The sequence below is a fragment of the Bradyrhizobium sp. 199 genome (assembly GCF_023073355.1).
Taxonomy (GTDB): Bacteria; Pseudomonadota; Alphaproteobacteria; order Rhizobiales; family Xanthobacteraceae; genus Bradyrhizobium.
On sequence record NZ_JADPJI010000002.1, the window covers coordinates 1,112,113 to 1,128,741 of the forward strand.

Consider the following 16,629-nt stretch of genomic DNA (forward strand, 5'->3'; position numbering starts at 1 on the left):
ATCGTCATTGCGCGCGGAGCGAAGCAATCCAGGAATCTCTCCGCGGAGGTCGTCTGGATTGCTTCGTCGCAAGAGCTTCTCGGAACGACGCAGTAAGTCAGCCCGCCTTCCTGTGCCTTGCCGTCGACCGGTGCGCCTTCTTCGCGGCTCCGTGCCGCCCCGTTGCACGGCGCGGATGCGACTTTGCGGCTTTCTTCCCGCCGCGTCCCTTCAGGCTCTGCTTCAGCGCGTCCATGAGATTGACGACGTTGCTCGGCCGCTCCTCGGGTTCGGGCAGTTCGATCTTCTTGCCGCTGGCCTTGCGCTTCACCAGCGCCTTCAGCGCGTTCTCGTACTCGTCCTTGAACTTGCCGGGGTCGAAATGCGCGGCCTTGGTCTGCAGGATGTGGCCGGCGAGCTCGACCATGTCCTTGGTGATCTTCGGGCTCTTGATGTCGCCGAAGAACTCGCCTTCGTCGCGCAGCTCGTAAGGAAAGCGCAGCGTGGTGCCGAGCAGGCCCTTGCCGAGCGGCTCGATCGCCATGATGTGCTCGCGGTTGGTGAGAACGATCTTGGCGAGTGCCACGCGTTCCTGGTCCTTCATGGCGTCGCGGATCACCGCGAACGCGTCGACCGCAGCCTTGCCGTCGGGCGCGATGTAATAGGGATGATTGAGATAGCGCTGGTCGATCTCCTCGCTCGGTACGAAGCTCTCGATGTCGATGGTGTGGTTGCTCTCGATCTGGACCGCCTCGAGCTCCTCCGGTTCAATCTCGACATATTTCCCCTTGCGCAGCTCGTAACCGCGCCCCTTCTGGTCGCTCTCGACGACATCGCCGGTTTCGGCATCGATCATCTGCTGCTTGAGCCGGTTGCCGGTCTCGCGGTTGATCAGGTGAAACCGCGTCTTCTCGGCCGCAGTGGTCGCCGGATAAAGCACCACCGGACAGCTGACCAGCGACAGCTTCAACGTTCCCTTCCAATAGGCGCGCGGTGCCATTCCATTCTCCAGCGTTTTCAGTGCGTTTTGGAACCCCAACCCTGCCATCGGGTTTTGGTTCCGGGCGGGAGTCTGGCCGTGATAGGCTTGAACGCCGAAAGAGAAGCGGGACTGGTCGTGCTGCAAAAACTCTCCACTTACCGACAGAAGCGTGATTTCGAGAAGACGCCCGAGCCATCGGGCAAATCCGCAGTGGCGCCGTCGAAGCAGCGGCGATTCGTGATCCAGAAGCACGATGCGAGCCGGCTCCACTACGATCTCAGGCTCGAATTCGACGGCGTGTTCAAGTCCTGGGCCGTGACGAAAGGGCCCTCGCTCGATCCGCACGACAAGCGGCTGGCGGTCGAGGTGGAAGACCATCCGCTCGACTATGGCGATTTCGAAGGCACCATTCCGGAAGGGCAGTATGGCGGCGGCACGGTGATGCTGTGGGACCGCGGCACCTGGGAAGCGGAAGACGCCGAGCGCGGATTCAAGAAAGGCGATTTGAAATTCACCCTGCATGGGGACAAGCTGCACGGGAGCTGGGTGCTGGTGCGCATGCGCAACGACCGCACCGGCGGCAAGCGCACCAACTGGCTCCTGATCAAGCACCGCGACGAATTTGCCCGCGAGGGTGCGGACAATAACATTCTCGACGAAGATAAATCGATCGCCTCCGGCCGCGCGATGGAGCAGATCGCCGAAGGCAAGGGCCGCGCGCCGAAACCGTTCATGCTGGCGAAAGGTGCCAAGACCAAGGCCGATGCGGTCTGGCAATCCAACCGGGCCGAGGAAGCCAAAGGGCAAACCGTCAAGCCGGCCCCCCGCACGGCATTGAAAGCCGGCAAGACCTTCAAGAGCAGGACCTTCAATGGGGCTGGAAAGAAGAAAGCGACGACCGCGACCAACGCTGGGAAGGTGGCCGAGATGCCGGACTTCGTGGCGCCGCAGCTCTGTACGCTGGTCGAGCGGCCGCCGGCCGGCGAGGGCTGGTGCCACGAGATCAAGTTCGACGGCTATCGCGTGCAGCTCCGGGTCGAGAACGGCGAGGCGACGCTGAAGACGCGCAAAGGCCTCGACTGGACTGGCAAGTTCGGCTCCATTGCCAAGGAGGCGGCTGCACTGCCGGACGTGATGATCGACGGCGAGATCGTCGCGCTTGACCACAACGGCGCGCCGAATTTCTCCTCACTTCAGGCTGCGCTGTCGGACGGGAAGACCGATGAGCTGATCTTCTTTGCCTTCGACCTGCTGTTCGCGGAGGGGCAGGATTACCGCCGGCTGGCGCTCGGCGAGCGCAAGGCGCGGCTCAAGGAGCTGCTGGAATCCCGCAAGCGCAAATCGAGCCAGATCCGCTATGTCGAGCATTTCGAGAGCGGCGGCGATGCGGTGCTGCAATCGGCCTGCAAGCTCGAGCTCGAAGGCGTGGTGTCGAAGAAGCTGGACGCGCCCTATCGCTCCGGCCGTACCGAGAGCTGGGTCAAGGCCAAATGTCGCGCCGGGCATGAGGTGGTGATCGGCGGCTACAAGACCACCAACGGCAAATTCCGCTCGTTGATGGCCGGCGTGCATCGCGGCGACCATCTCGCCTTTGTCGGCATGGTCGGCACCGGCTTCGGCGCCGACAAGGTCAAGCGCATCATGCCGTCCTTGAAAGCGATGGCGGCCAAGGAAAGTCCCTTCGGCGGCAAGAACGCACCGAAGAAGAGCCGCGAGGTGCACTGGCTGAAGCCGGAGCTGGTCGCGGAGATCGAGTTCGCCGGATTCACCGCCGACGGCAATATCCGCCAGGCCGCGTTCAAGGGCTTGCGGCAGGACAAGCCCGCCGAGGAGGTCGGGGCGGAGACGCCAGCCGACACCGAGCTCGCCAAGCCCACAGCCAGCAAGCGCGTGGCGAAGTCGGCCAAGCGATCGAAGGACGCCGGCACGGCCGAAGTGATGGGCGTCGTCATCTCCAAGCCGGACAAGGAGCTCTGGCCGGATGGCGGTGACGGCGAGGGCGTGACGAAGCTCGATCTCGCCCGCTATTTCGAGGCGGTCGGGACCTGGATGATCGATCATCTGAAGGGCCGCCCGTGCTCGATCGTGCGTGCGCCCGACGGCATCGGCGGCGAAAAGTTCTTTCAGCGTCATGCCATGCAGGGCACTTCGAACCTGATCGAGCTGGCCAAGGTCTCGGGCGATCGTAAACCCTATTTGCAGATCGATCGCGTCGAAGGGCTTGCCGCCGTTGCGCAGATCGGCGGCGTCGAGCTGCATCCCTGGAATTGCGCGCCAAACGCCTATGATACGCCGGGCCGGCTGGTGTTCGATCTCGATCCGGCGCCTGACGTCGGGTTCGCCGGTGTGGTGGAGGCGGCCAAGGAGATGCGGCAGCGGCTGACCGATATCGGCATGGAGAGCTTCTGCAAGACCACGGGCGGCAAGGGCCTGCATGTCGTCGTGCCGCTGCGCCACGGCGCGCGCGACCAGGTGAGCTGGAAGGAAGCCAAGGCCTTTGCGCAAGGCGTCTGCCAGTGGATGGCCGATGAAAGTCCAGAGCGCTATCTGCTCAACATGTCGAAGAAGCTGCGTGAGGGAAAGATCTTCCTCGACTATCTCCGCAACGACCGCATGTCGACGGCGGTGGGACCGTTATCGCCGCGGGCACGCGCGGGTGCCACGGTGTCGATGCCGGTCACCTGGGCGCAGGTGAAGAGCGATCTCGATCCGAAGCGATATACGCTGCGAACCGTGCCGGGCTTGCTGCCGCGCTCGAAGGCGTGGGAGGGCTATGAGGATGCGGCCGTATCGATCAAGGCGGCGATCAAGAAGCTGTCAGGGAAAAGGAAGTAGGTCCTTGCGACGGGCGCAACCCCCGTAAGGGTGGGCAAAGCGAAGCGTGCCCACCACCTTCTTGTTGCGGCGAGGAAAAGTGGGCACGGCGCAAGAGCGCTTTTGCCCACCCGAAATCCTCGCTGTATCGCTAGATCCTTCCCAGCAGAAGCAAGATCAGCAGGATGACGATGACGAGCCCGAGGCCGCCGCCGCCGTAATAGCCGGTGCCATAGAACGGGCCGCCGCCGATGCCGCTGAAGCCGCCAAGCAGGGCGATGACCAGAATGATCAGAATGATCGTACCGATTGACATGCAAATCTCCTCAGCCCTTTGTTGAAAGGGTCGTTGCAACCTGTCCCGTGGTGCGGGGGCAACTTGCCGCAGGTTCTAAAGTTCCGGCTTTGAAACAATGCGGGAGGATCAACTTGCATGGAACCTTTGTGCATGCGGCCGGCATACTATGTGAGAGTCAATCACAGTAGGGGAGGGCCATGTCAGCACCGCTCGTCGTTTCGATTCCGCATCGTCTTGGCCGCGAGGAGGCCGTGCGCCGGTTGAAAACGGGACTGGGCCGTGCCGCGGCAAGCATTCCCGTGATGCAGGTCGAGCAAGAGAGCTGGAGCGGAGACACGATGAATTTCCGCATCCGCGCGCTCGGGCAGATCGCGAGCGGTCAGGTCGACGTCGGCGATGATCAGGTCCGGGTCGAGGTGGTGCTGCCCTGGCTGTTGCAGCGCTTTGCCGAGATGGCGCAGGCCGTGATCAAGAAGCGCGGCCAGTTGCTGCTGACCAAGGACGGGGGCAAGTAACTTCAGCCGCGTTGCCGGGGCGGGTTCGCCGCGCTCGTGCTGCGGGCCTCGACGACAAAGGCGGGAAAATCACGGAAGGCCTGCGAGAGCGGCAGTTCGTTGCCTGCAAAACTCGCCGCAGCATAGCCCGTGACATCAACGGTTGCGTCGAAGCCTTCGAGCGTGGGCCATTCCCGCCCGGCTTGTGTGAACGGCGCGAACTGACGCCCGACGACGACGATCGCGGCAGCGCGGCCGTAGCGGCGGGCGAAGGCAATGAGATGGTCGGCATGTGCGCCGCGCACCGCCAGCGGTTCGTAGTCGCCTTGAGCGAAAACGTCGGCGAGCTCATTGCGCAGCTTGAGGAGACGCCGTGTCCAGCCCAGTTTGATCAGGCCGTCCGGCCAGCTCTTGACCAGACCATGCCAATCCGGATCGTTCAGTGAGCTCAGCACCGCGTGCCGCGCGGCAAAGTCGACCGGGCGACGGTTGTCGGGGTCGACCAGCGACAGGTCCCAGAATTCAGTGCCCTGATAGAAGTCGGGCACGCCGGGCAGAGTCGCCTTCAGGGTGAGCTGGCTCAGAGAGTTCAACATGCCGAGCAGTGCGAGGCGGCGGGCCAGCGTTTGCAGCGCCTCCAGGAATTCGCCCGACAGCGCCGGGTCGAGGATCTTGTCGACGAAGCTCTTCACGCCGTTCTCATAGGCCTCATGCGGATTGAGCCAGCTGGTCTCTTCCTTGCCCTCGCGCGCGGCCTTCAGCGCATAAGCCTGGATGCGCTCGACGAAATCGGCATCGACCGGCGCCTGCAGTGGCCAGGCCCCGAGCAGCGTCTGGTAGAGCATGTATTCGAACGTCGCCGACGGTGCGCGGAAATTGCCCTGAAGCGTGAGGTGCGGCGCGTTCAATACCTTCCAGCGTGAAACCGCGCTGGTCCATTCGCCGGGAATTTCGCTGAGCGCCGCGATCCGCGCGCGGGCGTCCTCGCCGCGTTTGGTGTCATGCGTGGCGGTCGCCGTCATTCCTTGCGGCCATTCCTTGGCGCGGGCCTGCATGGCCTCGTGGAAAGCGGGAACAGTGAGGCCGGTGCTGGCGGGGTCGCCGCCGACCTCGTTGAGGGCGAGCAGCCGGTGGAACTGATAGAACGCGGTGTCCTCCAGCGACTTCGCCATCATCGGCCCGGTGAATTGCTGCAGCTTCAGCGCGAAGCGGCGCACGCGCGGGACACTGTGGGGCGGACGACCGGGCTTGAGCAGGTCCATGGTCAGCGCGTCGCGCAGGAAATCGAAGATGCCTTCGTCCGCGGCGAACCATTCCGAACGGGCGCGCGCGATGGTGTCGTCGATCAGCTTGCGGTCGGGCGCCGTCGGGCCGCTGTTGGTCAGATAGGTGCGGTACACCGGGAAATGAAGCACATAGAGTTCCAGCGCCTGGCGCAGGCTGTCGGCGGAGAAATCGCGAGTCGAGTAATGTCCGTTGGCGATGCGCGCGAGCAGGCGCGTCAGCACGGTGAATTCGCTGGTGAGCAGCGTCTGCAGCACGCGCCGCTTGGCGTCCTTCACGTAAGGCGCAAGCTGCGGCGGCCGGTTGCTGACCTGCCGCCAGGTCTCGTCCAGCGCCGCCAGTCCCTTGGCGTCGACTAGCACCTGGGTGATGACGTTCATCCATTCATAGCCGGTGGTGCCTTGGACGCCGGCGAAGTGCGGCAGGCGTTCGTGCTCGCACAGAATCTTCTCGATCACCGTGTAGAACGGCTTGGTGTTGCCTTGCGCGTCGCGCACCAGCCGGCGCAGGCGCTGGCAATATTGGGCGGGATCACGCAGGCCGTCGATGTGATCGAGCCGGATTCCCTGCAATTTGCCGTCGACGATGAGCTGCTTCACCAACCGGTGCGTGGCGGCAAATGTGCTCGCGTCCTCGACGCGCAGACCTGCCAGTCCGTTGACGTCGAAGAAGCGGCGATAATTGATGTCGCTGGAGGCGAGCCGCCAATGCCCGAGCTTGTAATGCTGGCGCTCCAGCAAATGATGCAGCGCTAGCGTCTGCGCGGGACGATCCTTGGCGGCACGATAGGCGGCAAGTCCGTGTGCGATGATCTCGGCGGCACCCGCGATCTCCCTGAGTTCGGTCTTGAACGCGGGGGCTTCCTTGCGGTTGGGGCGGCGCAGTCCGGTGTATCGCGCTGCGAGCGAGAGCAGGCGTTTGCCGGCCTCCGTCTCGGCGGCATCCGCTTCCTTCACGATCATGCGCAGCATCTCGCCATAGCGCTCCGGCGCGATGGGTAGGCGATGCTCGAAATACCAGGCGGAGAAGCTTCCCTGATCCGGATCATAGCGCGGCTCGATGTCGCCGCGCTCGAGCGCCTCGCCATAGGATGCACCGAGGATCGGCAGCAGCACGCCGGCGCGGGCGCGGTAGGGCAGCAGGTCCCAATCGATGTCGAACGAGGCCGCGTGAGGCGAGGCCTGGCCCCATTCCAGCACGTCCAGCCACCAGGGATTGTCGGCAAAATGAACGCCGACATGGTTGGGCACGAAGTCGATGATGAGGCCGAGGTCGTTCTGCCTAAGGGCCTCGCTCAGCCGCGCGAAGCACGTCTCGCCGCCGAGCTCGGGGCTGAACTGGCTGTGATCGACGGTGTCGTAGCCATGGGTCGAGCCCTTGCGTGCCTTCATCACCGGCGAGGCGTAGAGATGCGTAATTCCGAGCGCCTTGAGGTAAGGAACGATCGCTGTGGCCTTGTCGAAGTCGAAATCGGCGGTGAGTTGAAGCCGGTAGGTCGCAAGAGGAATGGCGGGAGGCATGTCAACCTCCGAGGTGCCAGACCACCGACCAGGGCGGGAGCCGCTCGCCGGCCCCGCCGCCCCAGATCGGTCTGCCCGCGCTGATGTCGGACGTGAACTCCTGGTCCGCCAGATTGGCAGTCAGGCGCAACGTCGTGCCGTCGCCCATGCGCCAATGCGCAGTGACCAGTCCGTTGTCGGCAGCATTGGCGTCGCCGAAAGTCGCCCCCTTCAGCCGCGGCATGATCTCCTTGCGGCGGACCGCGAGCAGTTGCCGCACCAAGGCGAGTCGTGCGTCCTGCTCCGCCGTGCGGCCGGTCCAGTCAAGCACGGCCGACTGCAACGTGGCCGGATCGAGCGGGTCGGGCACCTCGTCGCCGAATTTCTCGTAGGCCCAGGCATATTCCTGCTTGCGCCCCTTGCGGACGGCATCGGCCAAGCCGCCCTGGAAATCGCAGAAGAACGGGAAGGGCACCGTCGAGCCCCATTCCTCGCCCTGAAACAGCATCGGCACCATCGGCGCCAGCAGCGTCACCGCCAGCGCCGCTTCGATCTGCTGCGGCAATGCCAGGCTTTCGAGCCGATCGCCGAGCGGACGGTTGCCGATCTGATCGTGGTTTTGCAGGAAGTTGACGAAGGTCGCCGGCGGCAGCTCGCCGCTCGGCTCGCCGCGCGGTTTCTTGCCCCAGAACTCCGAAACCTCGCCCTGATAGACGAAGCCTGACGCCAGCGCGCGCGCGAGGTCGATACGCGGCGTCTGGTAGTCGGCATAGTAGCCGGCGAGCTCGCCGGTCAGCATCACGTGCCAGACATGGTGATAATCGTCGTTCCACTGCGCGCGATATTTGCCGTTTGGTGGATTTTGCGCGGCGTCGAGCAGGCTGGCGCGATTGTCGCCGTTCTCCAGCACGAGATGGATCTGCCGCCCCGTCGCCTTGGCGAGCTCGCCGGCGGCAACGCTGAGGTCCTGCAACATCGACTGCTCGCCGGGGACCGCCATGATGTGATTGGCGGCATCCAGCCTGAGGCCGTCGAAACGGTAGTCGCTCAGCCAGGACAGCGCATTCTCGGCCGCGAAGGCGCGCACCTGCGGCACGCGATAGTCGATGGCTCGGCCCCAAGGCGTGTGCGCGTCGGTGAAGAAGGCCGGCGCATAGCGGCCGAGATAATTCCCTTCGGGGCCGAAATGATTGTAGACGACGTCGAGGAACACCATCAGTCCCCGCAGATGCGCCTCGTCGATCAGCGTCTTCAGGTCTTCGGGGCGGCCATAGGCGCTGTCGGGCGCATACCACAGCACGCCGTCATAGCCCCAGCCGCGGCGGCCTGCGAAATCGGCCAGCGGCATCAGCTCCAGGGTGGTGATGCCGGTTGCGGCGAGATGATCGAGCTTGTCGATCATGGCGCGGTAAGAGCCTGTCGAGGTGAAGGTGCCTACGTGCGTCTCGATCAGCACCGTCTCTTCCCAGGGGCGGCCGCGCCAATCGGGCGCGCGCCATGAAAAGGCGTCGTGATCGATCACCTCGCTTGGGCCGATCACGTCCTCGGGCTGGAACGCCGATGCCGGATCGGGCACGTCGATCTCGTCATCGATCCTGAACTTGTAGCGACTGCCCACGGGAAGGCCGGCAATATCGGCGACATACCAGCCATCCTGGCGGCACTGCATCGCGTGTCTTCGGTCGAGCAGGAGGTCGACGCGGCGGGCGGCGGGTGCCCACAGACGGAACGACACGCCTTCCTTCGTCGGCCTCGCCCCGAAGGATGGCCTCATAGAGCCCCCGCGAAGGCGAGCACGGAGCGCGGCGGCGCCTTGCTGTCGCTTCCGGGCTGGAAGTCAGCCGTGTTCAGCTTGGCATCCGTCGTGTTCAGGATCTGCTGCCAGCTTTTGTATTCGGTCATTTTGGGCAATTTGAATGCGATTTCTTGGGGCGCGGCGTTCAGAACGATAAAGATCGCGGCGCTGCCTGGTTCCATCGGCCCCATCACATAGGAGAGGAATCTGCCTTCGGGGAATTTCCAGTCGTTTTCGGTCATCTCGTCGCCCGCCGGTGTCAGCCACAGCGCGCCGTAGGAGATGCCGTCCTTGGGGCGGCCGTCCAGCCAGCGATGGCTGCGAAGTTGCGAGAACCGGCGGCGGATGTCGGCGAGATGCGCGACGAAATCGACCATGTCATCGCCCTCCTTGCCGAGATTGTCCCAGCCGACCCAGCCGATCTCGTTGTCCTGGCAATAGGCGTTGTTGTTGCCGGATTGCGAATTGCCGACCTCGTCGCCGGCGAGGATCAGCGGAACGCCCTGCGCGAGCATCAGACAGGCCAGCACGTTCTTGCGAAGCTGGCGGCGCAGGCCGATGATCTCAGGATCGTCGGTCGGCCCCTCGACACCGCAATTGTTGCTGTGGTTGTCGTTGGAGCCGTCGCGATTGTCCTCGCCGTTGGCCTCGTTGTGCTTCTCGTTGTAGCTGAAGAGGTCGGCGAGCGTGAAGCCGTCGTGGACGGTGATGTGGTTGATGCTGGCGCGCGGCCGCCGGCCGTCATGGTTGAACAGATCGGAGGACGCCGTCATGCGGCTTGAGATGTCGCCGATCAGGCTGCCTTCGCCGCTCCAGTAGCGACGCATGGCGCTGCGATAGCGATCGTTCCATTCCGACCATTGCGAGGGGAATGCGCCGACCTGGTAACCGCCGAGGCCAAGGTCCCAGGGCTCGGCCACGAGCTTGACGGTCGCCAGCACCGGATCCTGCCGGATCGCGGTCAGGAACGAGATACCGCGATCAAAGCCGTTCGGCCCGCGCGCGAGCGTGGTGGCGAGGTCGAAGCGGAAGCCGTCGACGTGGCAGACCTCGACCCAGTATCGTAGCGAATCCATCACCATCTGCAGCACGCGAGGATGGGTGAGGTTCACGGATGAGCCGCAGCCGGTGAAATCGTCGTAGTAGCGCGGGTTCTCGCGGTTCAGCCAGTAATAGGAAGCGTTGTCGATGCCGCGGTAGCACAGTGTCGGACCGAGGTGATTGCCTTCGGCGGTGTGATTGTAGACGACGTCGAGCATCACCTCGATGCCGGCATCGTGCAGGCGCGCAACAGTGGTGCGAAACGAGTCGAGCGCATTGTCCTGGGCATAGCGCGCCTCGGGGGCGAAGAAGGACAGCGTGTTGTAGCCCCAGTAATTGACGAGCTTCTTCTCCACCAGGATGCGGTCGTCGACGAAGCTGTGTACCGGCAGCAGCTCGACGGTAGTGACGCCGAGCTTCTTCAGGTGCTCGATCATCGCCGGCGAGGACAGGCCGCCATAGGTGCCACGCAGGTTCGGCGGCACGTCGTCGCGCTTCTGCGTCAGACCCTTGACGTGAGCCTCGTAGATGACGGTGTCTTCCCAGGGAATGTTGGGACGGATCTCGCGGCGGCCCCAGTTGAAGGTCTCGTCAACCACGACGGCCTTGGGCATGCCGCGCGCGTTGTCGCGGCGGTCGAAGGAGAGATCCTCGCGCGGGCTCCCGGTGCGGTAGGCAAAATGCGCATCGCTCCAGACCAGGCGTCCCGAGAGCCGCTTGGCATAGGGGTCGAGCAGCAGCTTGTTGGCGTTGAAGCGGTGGCCGTGCTCGGGCTCATAGGGACCGTGCACGCGATAGCCATAGAGCTGGCCGGGCGAGACGTCGTTGAGATAGCCGTGCCAGACATCCTCGGTCCGCTCGGGCAGCTCGACGCGCTCGAGCTCGCGTCGGCCCTGGCTGTCGAACAGACAGAGCTCGACCTTCTGTGCGTTGGCCGAGAACAGCGCGAAATTGGTGCCGCGTCCGTCCCAGCTTGCGCCGAGGCGTGCGGGCGATCCAGCAGTCAGGCGCATGTGTCAGCTTTCCGGAACGAGGAAGATCGCAGCGAGCGGTGGAATGGTGAGGCGGATTTCGCCGCCCTCGGCATGGACTTCGCCGATGTTCCCGACATTGCTGCCGCCATAATGGGCGGAATCCGAGTTGAGCACTTCCTTCCACTTGCCGCCAAAGGGCACGCGAACCCGATAGTTCTGGTAGACGTTCGGCGAGAAGTTGACGATCACCATGCACCGCGCGTGCTCGTCAAATCCCTTGCGCAGCCAGGCGAACACGTTGCGGTTGGCATCGTCCGTGATCAGCCATTCGAAACCGGCCTGATCGCAGTCCATCTGGTGCAGCGCCGGCACCGCGCGATAGAGCCGGTTGAGGTCGCGGATCAGAGCCTGGATGCCGGAATGGCATTTGTATTCGAGCAGGTGCCAGTCGAGCGACTGGTCGTGATTCCATTCGCGGCTCTGCGCGATTTCGGCGCCCATGAACAACAGCTTCTTGCCGGGATGTCCGAACATGAAGCTGTAATAGGCGCGCAAATTCGCAAAGCGCTGCCACTCGTCGCCCGGCATGCGGCCGAGGATCGAGCGCTTGCCGTGCACGACCTCGTCATGCGAGAGCGGCAGGATGAAGTTCTCCGAAAAGGCGTAGTGCAGGCCGAACAGGATGTCGCCGTGGTGATGCTTGCGGTGGATCGGATCCTTGCTGATGTAGTTCAGCGTGTCGTGCATCCAGCCCATGTTCCACTTGTAGCCGAAGCCAAGCCCGCCGAATTCGACCGGGCGCGAGACCTGGGGCCAAGCGGTGGATTCCTCGGCAGCCGTGGTGGCCTGCGGGAATCGGGCGAACAGTTCGGTGTTGAAGCGCCGCAGGAAGTTGATTGCCTCGATGTTTTCGCGGCCGCCATACTGGTTCGGGACCCACGCGCCCGGCGGGCGGCTGTAGTCGAGGTAGAGCATGGATGCCACCGCATCGACGCGCAGCCCGTCGATCGCGTAGCGCTCCAGCCAGAATAGCGCGTTCGACACCAGGAAGTTCGTTACTTCGGTGCGGCCGTAATTGTAGATCAGCGTGCCCCAGTCGAGGTGACGGCCCTGGAGCGGGTTGGCGTGCTCGTAAAGCGCGGTGCCGTCAAAGCTGCCAAGGCCATGCGGATCGTCCGGGAAGTGACCGGGCACCCAGTCGAGCAGCACGCCGACGCCTTCGCGGTGGCAGGCGTCGACGAGGGCCGCAAAATCTTCCGGTGTGCCGAACCGGCTGGTCGGGGCATAGAGGCCGGTCGGCTGATAGCCCCAGGAGCCGTCGAAGGGATGCTCGCTGACGGGGAGAAATTCGAGATGGGTAAAACCCATGTCGCGGGCATAGGCCGGCAGCTGCTCAGCCAGCTCGCGATAGCTCAGCCATTCCTCGCCGTTCTTGCGGCGCCATGAGCCGAGGTGAACCTCGTAAATCGACATCGGCGCCGACAGCGCGTTGATGCCGTCGGGTGCCGGGCGCGGCCGCGGCAGATGCGCCTCGTCGAACACGATGGAAGCCGTCTTCGGCCGCACCTCGCTGGCGAACGCCATGGGATCGGACTTCAATGGCAGCAGATGGCCGTGCGGTCCGATGATCTCGAACTTGTAGTGATCGCCAGCCTTGGCATGCGGGATGAACAGTTCCCAGTAGCCGGCGCCGCGCACCCGCATCGGATGGCGTCGCCCGTCCCAGAAATTGAAATCGCCGACCACGGACACGCGCCGGGCATTCGGCGCCAGCACCACGAAGCCGATGCCGTCGATGCCTTCGTGCCGCATCGGATGCGCGCCGAGCTTGTCGTAGAGGCGCTGGTGGGTGCCTTCGCCGAGCAGATAGAGATCGAAATCGGTCAGGACCGGCGGAAAGCGATAGGCATCCTCGAACTCGACGACATTGCCGCCGAACTTTGCGCGCAGCTGGTAGCGCTTGGAGCCGTTGGGCAGGGCACCGATGAACAGACCGGCATCGTGCACGCGGTCGAGCGAGGCGACCTCGCCATGTTCGCCGACTGCCTCGACATTGGAGGCCTCGGGCAGAAACGCGCGCACCACGCTTCTGCCGCCCTCAGGGTGCAGCCCCAGATAGTGGAAGGGGTCGGAGTGGCGGCCCTCGATGATCGCATAGGCTTCGGCAGGGAGTTTAGGCATGGGCTTCGCTCTCGGTATTGGACAGAATGCGAAGCAGTCCGGTCAGCGGCGCATGGAGCCCCTCAGGCCGGTGGGACAGCTCGTACTCTACTTCATTGAACGCTTGATCAAGCAAAAAGAACCTCAACAGGCCTTCCGCAGATTGCGAATCTTCAGGCCATAGCCGCCGATCGGTCATGGCGTCGCGATAGGCGGACAGGAAGGTTGCGGCGGCTCGCTCGCGCCATTTGTCGAGCGCGGCCGTGAGCCGGCCCTGCTCGTCGGAGGCACCCGTGAGCGCGCGATTCAGCGCTGCGTTCACCGAAATATCGATCGAGCGGATCATGCCGGCGACGTCGCGCGCGGCAGGCAGCTTGCGCCGCTTGCCGGCCAGCGGCAGACGCGGATCGCCGTCGAAGTCGATGATGAAGATATCGTCCTTCACGATCAGAGTTTGCCCCAGGCGGAAGTCGCCATGATGACGGATGTTCAACCCGCCGATCTCGGAACCCAATAGCGCATCGAGCTGGCCGGGCAGGGTCGCGCGTACTGCGGCGAGCCGGTCGATCAGCGGGCGGTCCGCCTCCCGCAGGCCGTCGCGGCTGTCGACCAGCCGCTCGAAAATCCTTCCGGCCCGCGCTTTGAGGTCGGACACGAACCGCTCGACGTGCACAGGGCCGATCGGCTCCGGGGCGAGATCGTCCGTCTTCGCCGCGGCCAGGGCGACATGCATCTCGGCGAGCCGCCTTCCGATCTGCGCGATGAAGTGCAGGTAGAGCGCCTGCTCCTGGGTCTCGCGGGGTGTTTCGTCCGCGGACAACACGCGCTGCTCGTCGATATAGCGGTCGAGATAGCCCGTGGTCACGGTCCAGCCGTCACCCTGGTTCTCGACATAGGCATGCAGCACGCCGAGCGCGCTGCGCTGATTGCCCTCGACCAGCTCGACGCTGCCGAGCAGCGCCGGCGTATTGGCGAAACGCGCGACCTCGGTGAGATAATGGCCGATCTCGATCTCGGGATTGATGCCGCTTTCGAGCTGACGATAGAGCTTGGCGACGTACTGGTTGTCGACCAGCGCGGTGCTGTTCGACTGCTCGATCGCGCGGATCCGTTCGGGCTCCTTGATGGTGTAGTCGGCGAAACGGCTGGTCGCCTTGAACTCGAGCCGCAGATTGTTCTCCTCAACCACCAGATTCTGCGACAGGTTGCGCAGGAACAGGCCGATGAAGATCTGATCGGTCGCGACGTCGAGCAACGTGCCTTCGCGTGCACCCTGGCGCACGGCGGCGAGCGCCTTGGGGTTGAAGCGCTCCCGATCGAAGCGCACCCACTCGATCTGCATCGGCAGCACGTAACGCCGCGCGGCGTTGTGGTCCGCCCTCTCGAAAAACGCGATCCAGGGCCTGTTGTCGCCGATGTCGCAGAACGGCACGGCCGAGGTCAGCGTGGTCTTGATCTGCTTGGGATTGTGCTCGGGATACCACCGTGTCCGCGACAAGAATCCCGGCAGCACGTCGCGTTCGAACACGCCGCGCTCGCGGGCGAGCGATACCCAGTTGGAATTCACCGGCACCACCAGCGTCTCGAATTCCGGCACCGCGCGCGGCGTCACCGGCTCGGACTTGTCGCGCTCCTGAAGCTGGAACCAGTAGAAGCCGTAAGGACCCAGCGTGATCATGTAAGGCAGCTCGCCGATCGCGGGGAAGCGGGTGCGGCCGAGCATCTCTTGCGGGATGCGGTCCTTCCACGGCGACAGATCGAGCTCGGTCGCTTGAGCTGCCCGCGAGAGATTGGCGACGCAAAGGATCACCTCGTCGCGATATTGCCGGACATAGGCCAGCACGGCGCGGTTGGCCGGGCGGATGAAGGTCATGGTGCCGCGGCCAAAGGCGAGCGTCGACTTGCGCACCGAGATCAGCCGCTTGGTGGCGCTGAGCAGCGAGGACAGGCTGCGCGACTGCGCTTCCACGTTGACCGATTCATAGCCGTAGACCGGGTCCATGATCAGCGGCGCGTAAAGGCGGGCCGGGTCGCAGCGGGAGAAACCCCCGTTGCGGTCCGGGCTCCACTGCATCGGCGTGCGCACGCCGTTGCGGTCGCCGAGATAGATGTTGTCGCCCATGCCGATCTCGTCGCCGTAATAGATGATCGGCGTGCCGGGGAAGGACAGCAGCAGCGAGTTCATCAGCTCGATCTTGCGCCGGTCGTTGTCCATCAACGGCGCGAGGCGCCGGCGGATGCCGACATTGATGCGGGCGCGCGGGTCATTGGCGTAGGTGGTCCAGAGATAGTCGCGCTCGACGTCGGTGACCATCTCCAGCGTCAGCTCGTCATGATTGCGCAGGAACAGCGCCCATTGACAGCTCGCCGGGATGTCCGGCGTCTGGCGCAGGATGTCGGTGATCGGGAAGCGGTCCTCCTGAGCGATCGCCATGTAGATGCGCGGCATCAGCGGGAAGTGATAGGCCATGTGGCACTCGTCGCCACGGCCGAAATATTCCTGCACGTCCTCTGGCCATTGATTGGCCTCGGCCAGCAGCAGCTTGCCCTTTGAGTAGGAGTCCAGCTCCTGGCGCAGTCGCTTGATGATGGCATGCGTCTCGGGCAGGTTCTCGTTCGAGGTGCCCTCGCGCTCGCACAGGTAGGGAATGGCATCTAGCCGGAAGCCGTCGACGCCGGCGTCCAGCCAGCGCTTCATCACCTGGATCAGCGCGCTGACCACGCGCGGATTGTCGAAATTGAGGTCCGGCTGGTGCGAGAAGAACCGGTGCCAGTAGAACGCGCCGGCCTCGTGATCCCAGGTCCAGTTCGACTTCTCGGTGTCGGTGAAGATGATGCGCGTGCCCTGGTATTTCTGGTCGGTGTCGCTCCAGACATACCAGTTGCGAGCGCTGGAGCCCGGATGGCTGCGGCGCGCGCGCTTGAACCATCTGTGCTGGTCCGACGTGTGGTTGACGACGAGCTCGGTGATGACGCGCAGGCCCCGCTTCTGCGCTTCCTGGATGAAGCGCTTGAAGTCCTTCATCGTCCCGAAATCGGGATTGACCGAGCCGTAGTCGGCGATGTCGTAGCCGTCGTCGCGGCCGGGCGAGGGGTAGAACGGCAACAGCCACAGCGCCGTGACGCCGAGCTCCTGCAGATAGGGCAGCTTCTCGGTCAGTCCGGCGAAATCGCCGATGCCGTCATTGTTGCTGTCCGCGAAGGCCTTGACGTGGAGCTGGTAGATGATGGCGTCTTTGTACCAGAGTTCATCCACGATCTCGGCAACCTCAGCCTTCTTGGTGTCGACGGAAGATAGAACATTCATGG

9 protein-coding genes are annotated in these 16,629 nt (G+C 64.1%); 2 read left to right on the forward strand and 7 right to left on the reverse strand.

The window, feature by feature from the left end:
- Positions 1-97: 97 nt before the first annotated feature.
- On the reverse strand, positions 98-979 hold the full coding sequence (locus IVB28_RS05320; protein ID WP_247524989.1) for a Ku protein: 882 nt from the start codon (positions 977-979) through the stop codon (positions 98-100).
- 117 nt (positions 980-1,096) lie between these two features.
- Here IVB28_RS05320 and ligD point away from each other — a divergent pair, with 117 nt between their 5' ends.
- Positions 1,097-3,796 (forward strand): DNA ligase D, encoded by a 2,700-nt coding sequence (gene ligD / locus IVB28_RS05325; protein ID WP_247525348.1) that lies wholly within the window; start codon positions 1,097-1,099, stop codon positions 3,794-3,796.
- Between the two features lie 130 nt (positions 3,797-3,926).
- Here ligD and IVB28_RS05330 read toward each other — a convergent pair whose 3' ends face one another.
- Positions 3,927-4,091 (reverse strand): DUF3309 family protein, encoded by a 165-nt coding sequence (locus tag IVB28_RS05330; protein ID WP_007595743.1) that lies wholly within the window; start codon positions 4,089-4,091, stop codon positions 3,927-3,929.
- A gap of 179 nt (positions 4,092-4,270) precedes the next feature.
- Here IVB28_RS05330 and IVB28_RS05335 point away from each other — a divergent pair, with 179 nt between their 5' ends.
- Positions 4,271-4,588, forward strand: coding sequence for a polyhydroxyalkanoic acid system family protein (locus IVB28_RS05335; protein ID WP_247524990.1), 318 nt, complete (start codon positions 4,271-4,273; stop codon positions 4,586-4,588).
- A 2-nt stretch (positions 4,589-4,590) separates the two neighbouring features.
- Here the strand turns inward: IVB28_RS05335 and treY are convergent, their stop codons facing one another.
- Genes treY through treS form a run of 5 tightly spaced genes read right to left on the reverse strand, consistent with a single transcriptional unit; the run spans position 4,591 to position 16,627 of the window.
- Entirely contained in the window at positions 4,591-7,371 is a 2,781-nt protein-coding gene (gene treY / locus IVB28_RS05340) for a malto-oligosyltrehalose synthase (protein ID WP_247524991.1), read from the reverse strand.
- Between the two features lies 1 nt (position 7,372).
- Positions 7,373-9,124 (reverse strand): malto-oligosyltrehalose trehalohydrolase, encoded by a 1,752-nt coding sequence (gene treZ, locus IVB28_RS05345; protein ID WP_247524992.1) that lies wholly within the window; start codon positions 9,122-9,124, stop codon positions 7,373-7,375.
- Positions 9,121-11,199 carry a glycogen debranching protein GlgX gene (gene glgX / locus IVB28_RS05350; RefSeq protein ID WP_247524993.1) on the reverse strand — a complete coding sequence of 693 codons (2,079 nt, stop codon included), beginning with the start codon at positions 11,197-11,199 and terminating at the stop codon, positions 9,121-9,123. Before glgX ends, treZ begins: the two co-directional genes overlap by 4 nt.
- Before the next feature lie 3 nt (positions 11,200-11,202).
- Positions 11,203-13,341, reverse strand: coding sequence for a 1,4-alpha-glucan branching protein GlgB (gene glgB / locus IVB28_RS05355; protein WP_247524994.1), 2,139 nt, complete (start codon positions 13,339-13,341; stop codon positions 11,203-11,205).
- On the reverse strand, positions 13,334-16,627 hold the full coding sequence (gene treS, locus IVB28_RS05360; protein WP_247524995.1) for a maltose alpha-D-glucosyltransferase: 3,294 nt from the start codon (positions 16,625-16,627) through the stop codon (positions 13,334-13,336). Before treS ends, glgB begins: the two co-directional genes overlap by 8 nt.
- Positions 16,628-16,629 lie beyond the last annotated feature (2 nt).

Bases quoted from the DNA above. Each gene is read 5' to 3' on its own strand.
- IVB28_RS05320 (WP_247524989.1), bottom strand. From the start codon at position 979: ATGGCACCGCGCGCCTATTGGAAGGGAACGTTGAAGCTGTCGCTGGTC.
- IVB28_RS05330 (WP_007595743.1), bottom strand. From the start codon at position 4,091: ATGTCAATCGGTACGATCATTCTGATCATTCTGGTCATCGCCCTGCTT.
- IVB28_RS05335 (WP_247524990.1), top strand. From the start codon at position 4,271: ATGTCAGCACCGCTCGTCGTTTCGATTCCGCATCGTCTTGGCCGCGAG.
- treY (WP_247524991.1), bottom strand. From the start codon at position 7,371: ATGCCTCCCGCCATTCCTCTTGCGACCTACCGGCTTCAACTCACCGCC.
- treZ (WP_247524992.1), bottom strand. From the start codon at position 9,124: ATGAGGCCATCCTTCGGGGCGAGGCCGACGAAGGAAGGCGTGTCGTTC.
- glgX (WP_247524993.1), bottom strand. From the start codon at position 11,199: ATGCGCCTGACTGCTGGATCGCCCGCACGCCTCGGCGCAAGCTGGGAC.
- glgB (WP_247524994.1), bottom strand. From the start codon at position 13,341: ATGCCTAAACTCCCTGCCGAAGCCTATGCGATCATCGAGGGCCGCCAC.
- treS (WP_247524995.1), bottom strand. From the start codon at position 16,627: ATGAATGTTCTATCTTCCGTCGACACCAAGAAGGCTGAGGTTGCCGAG.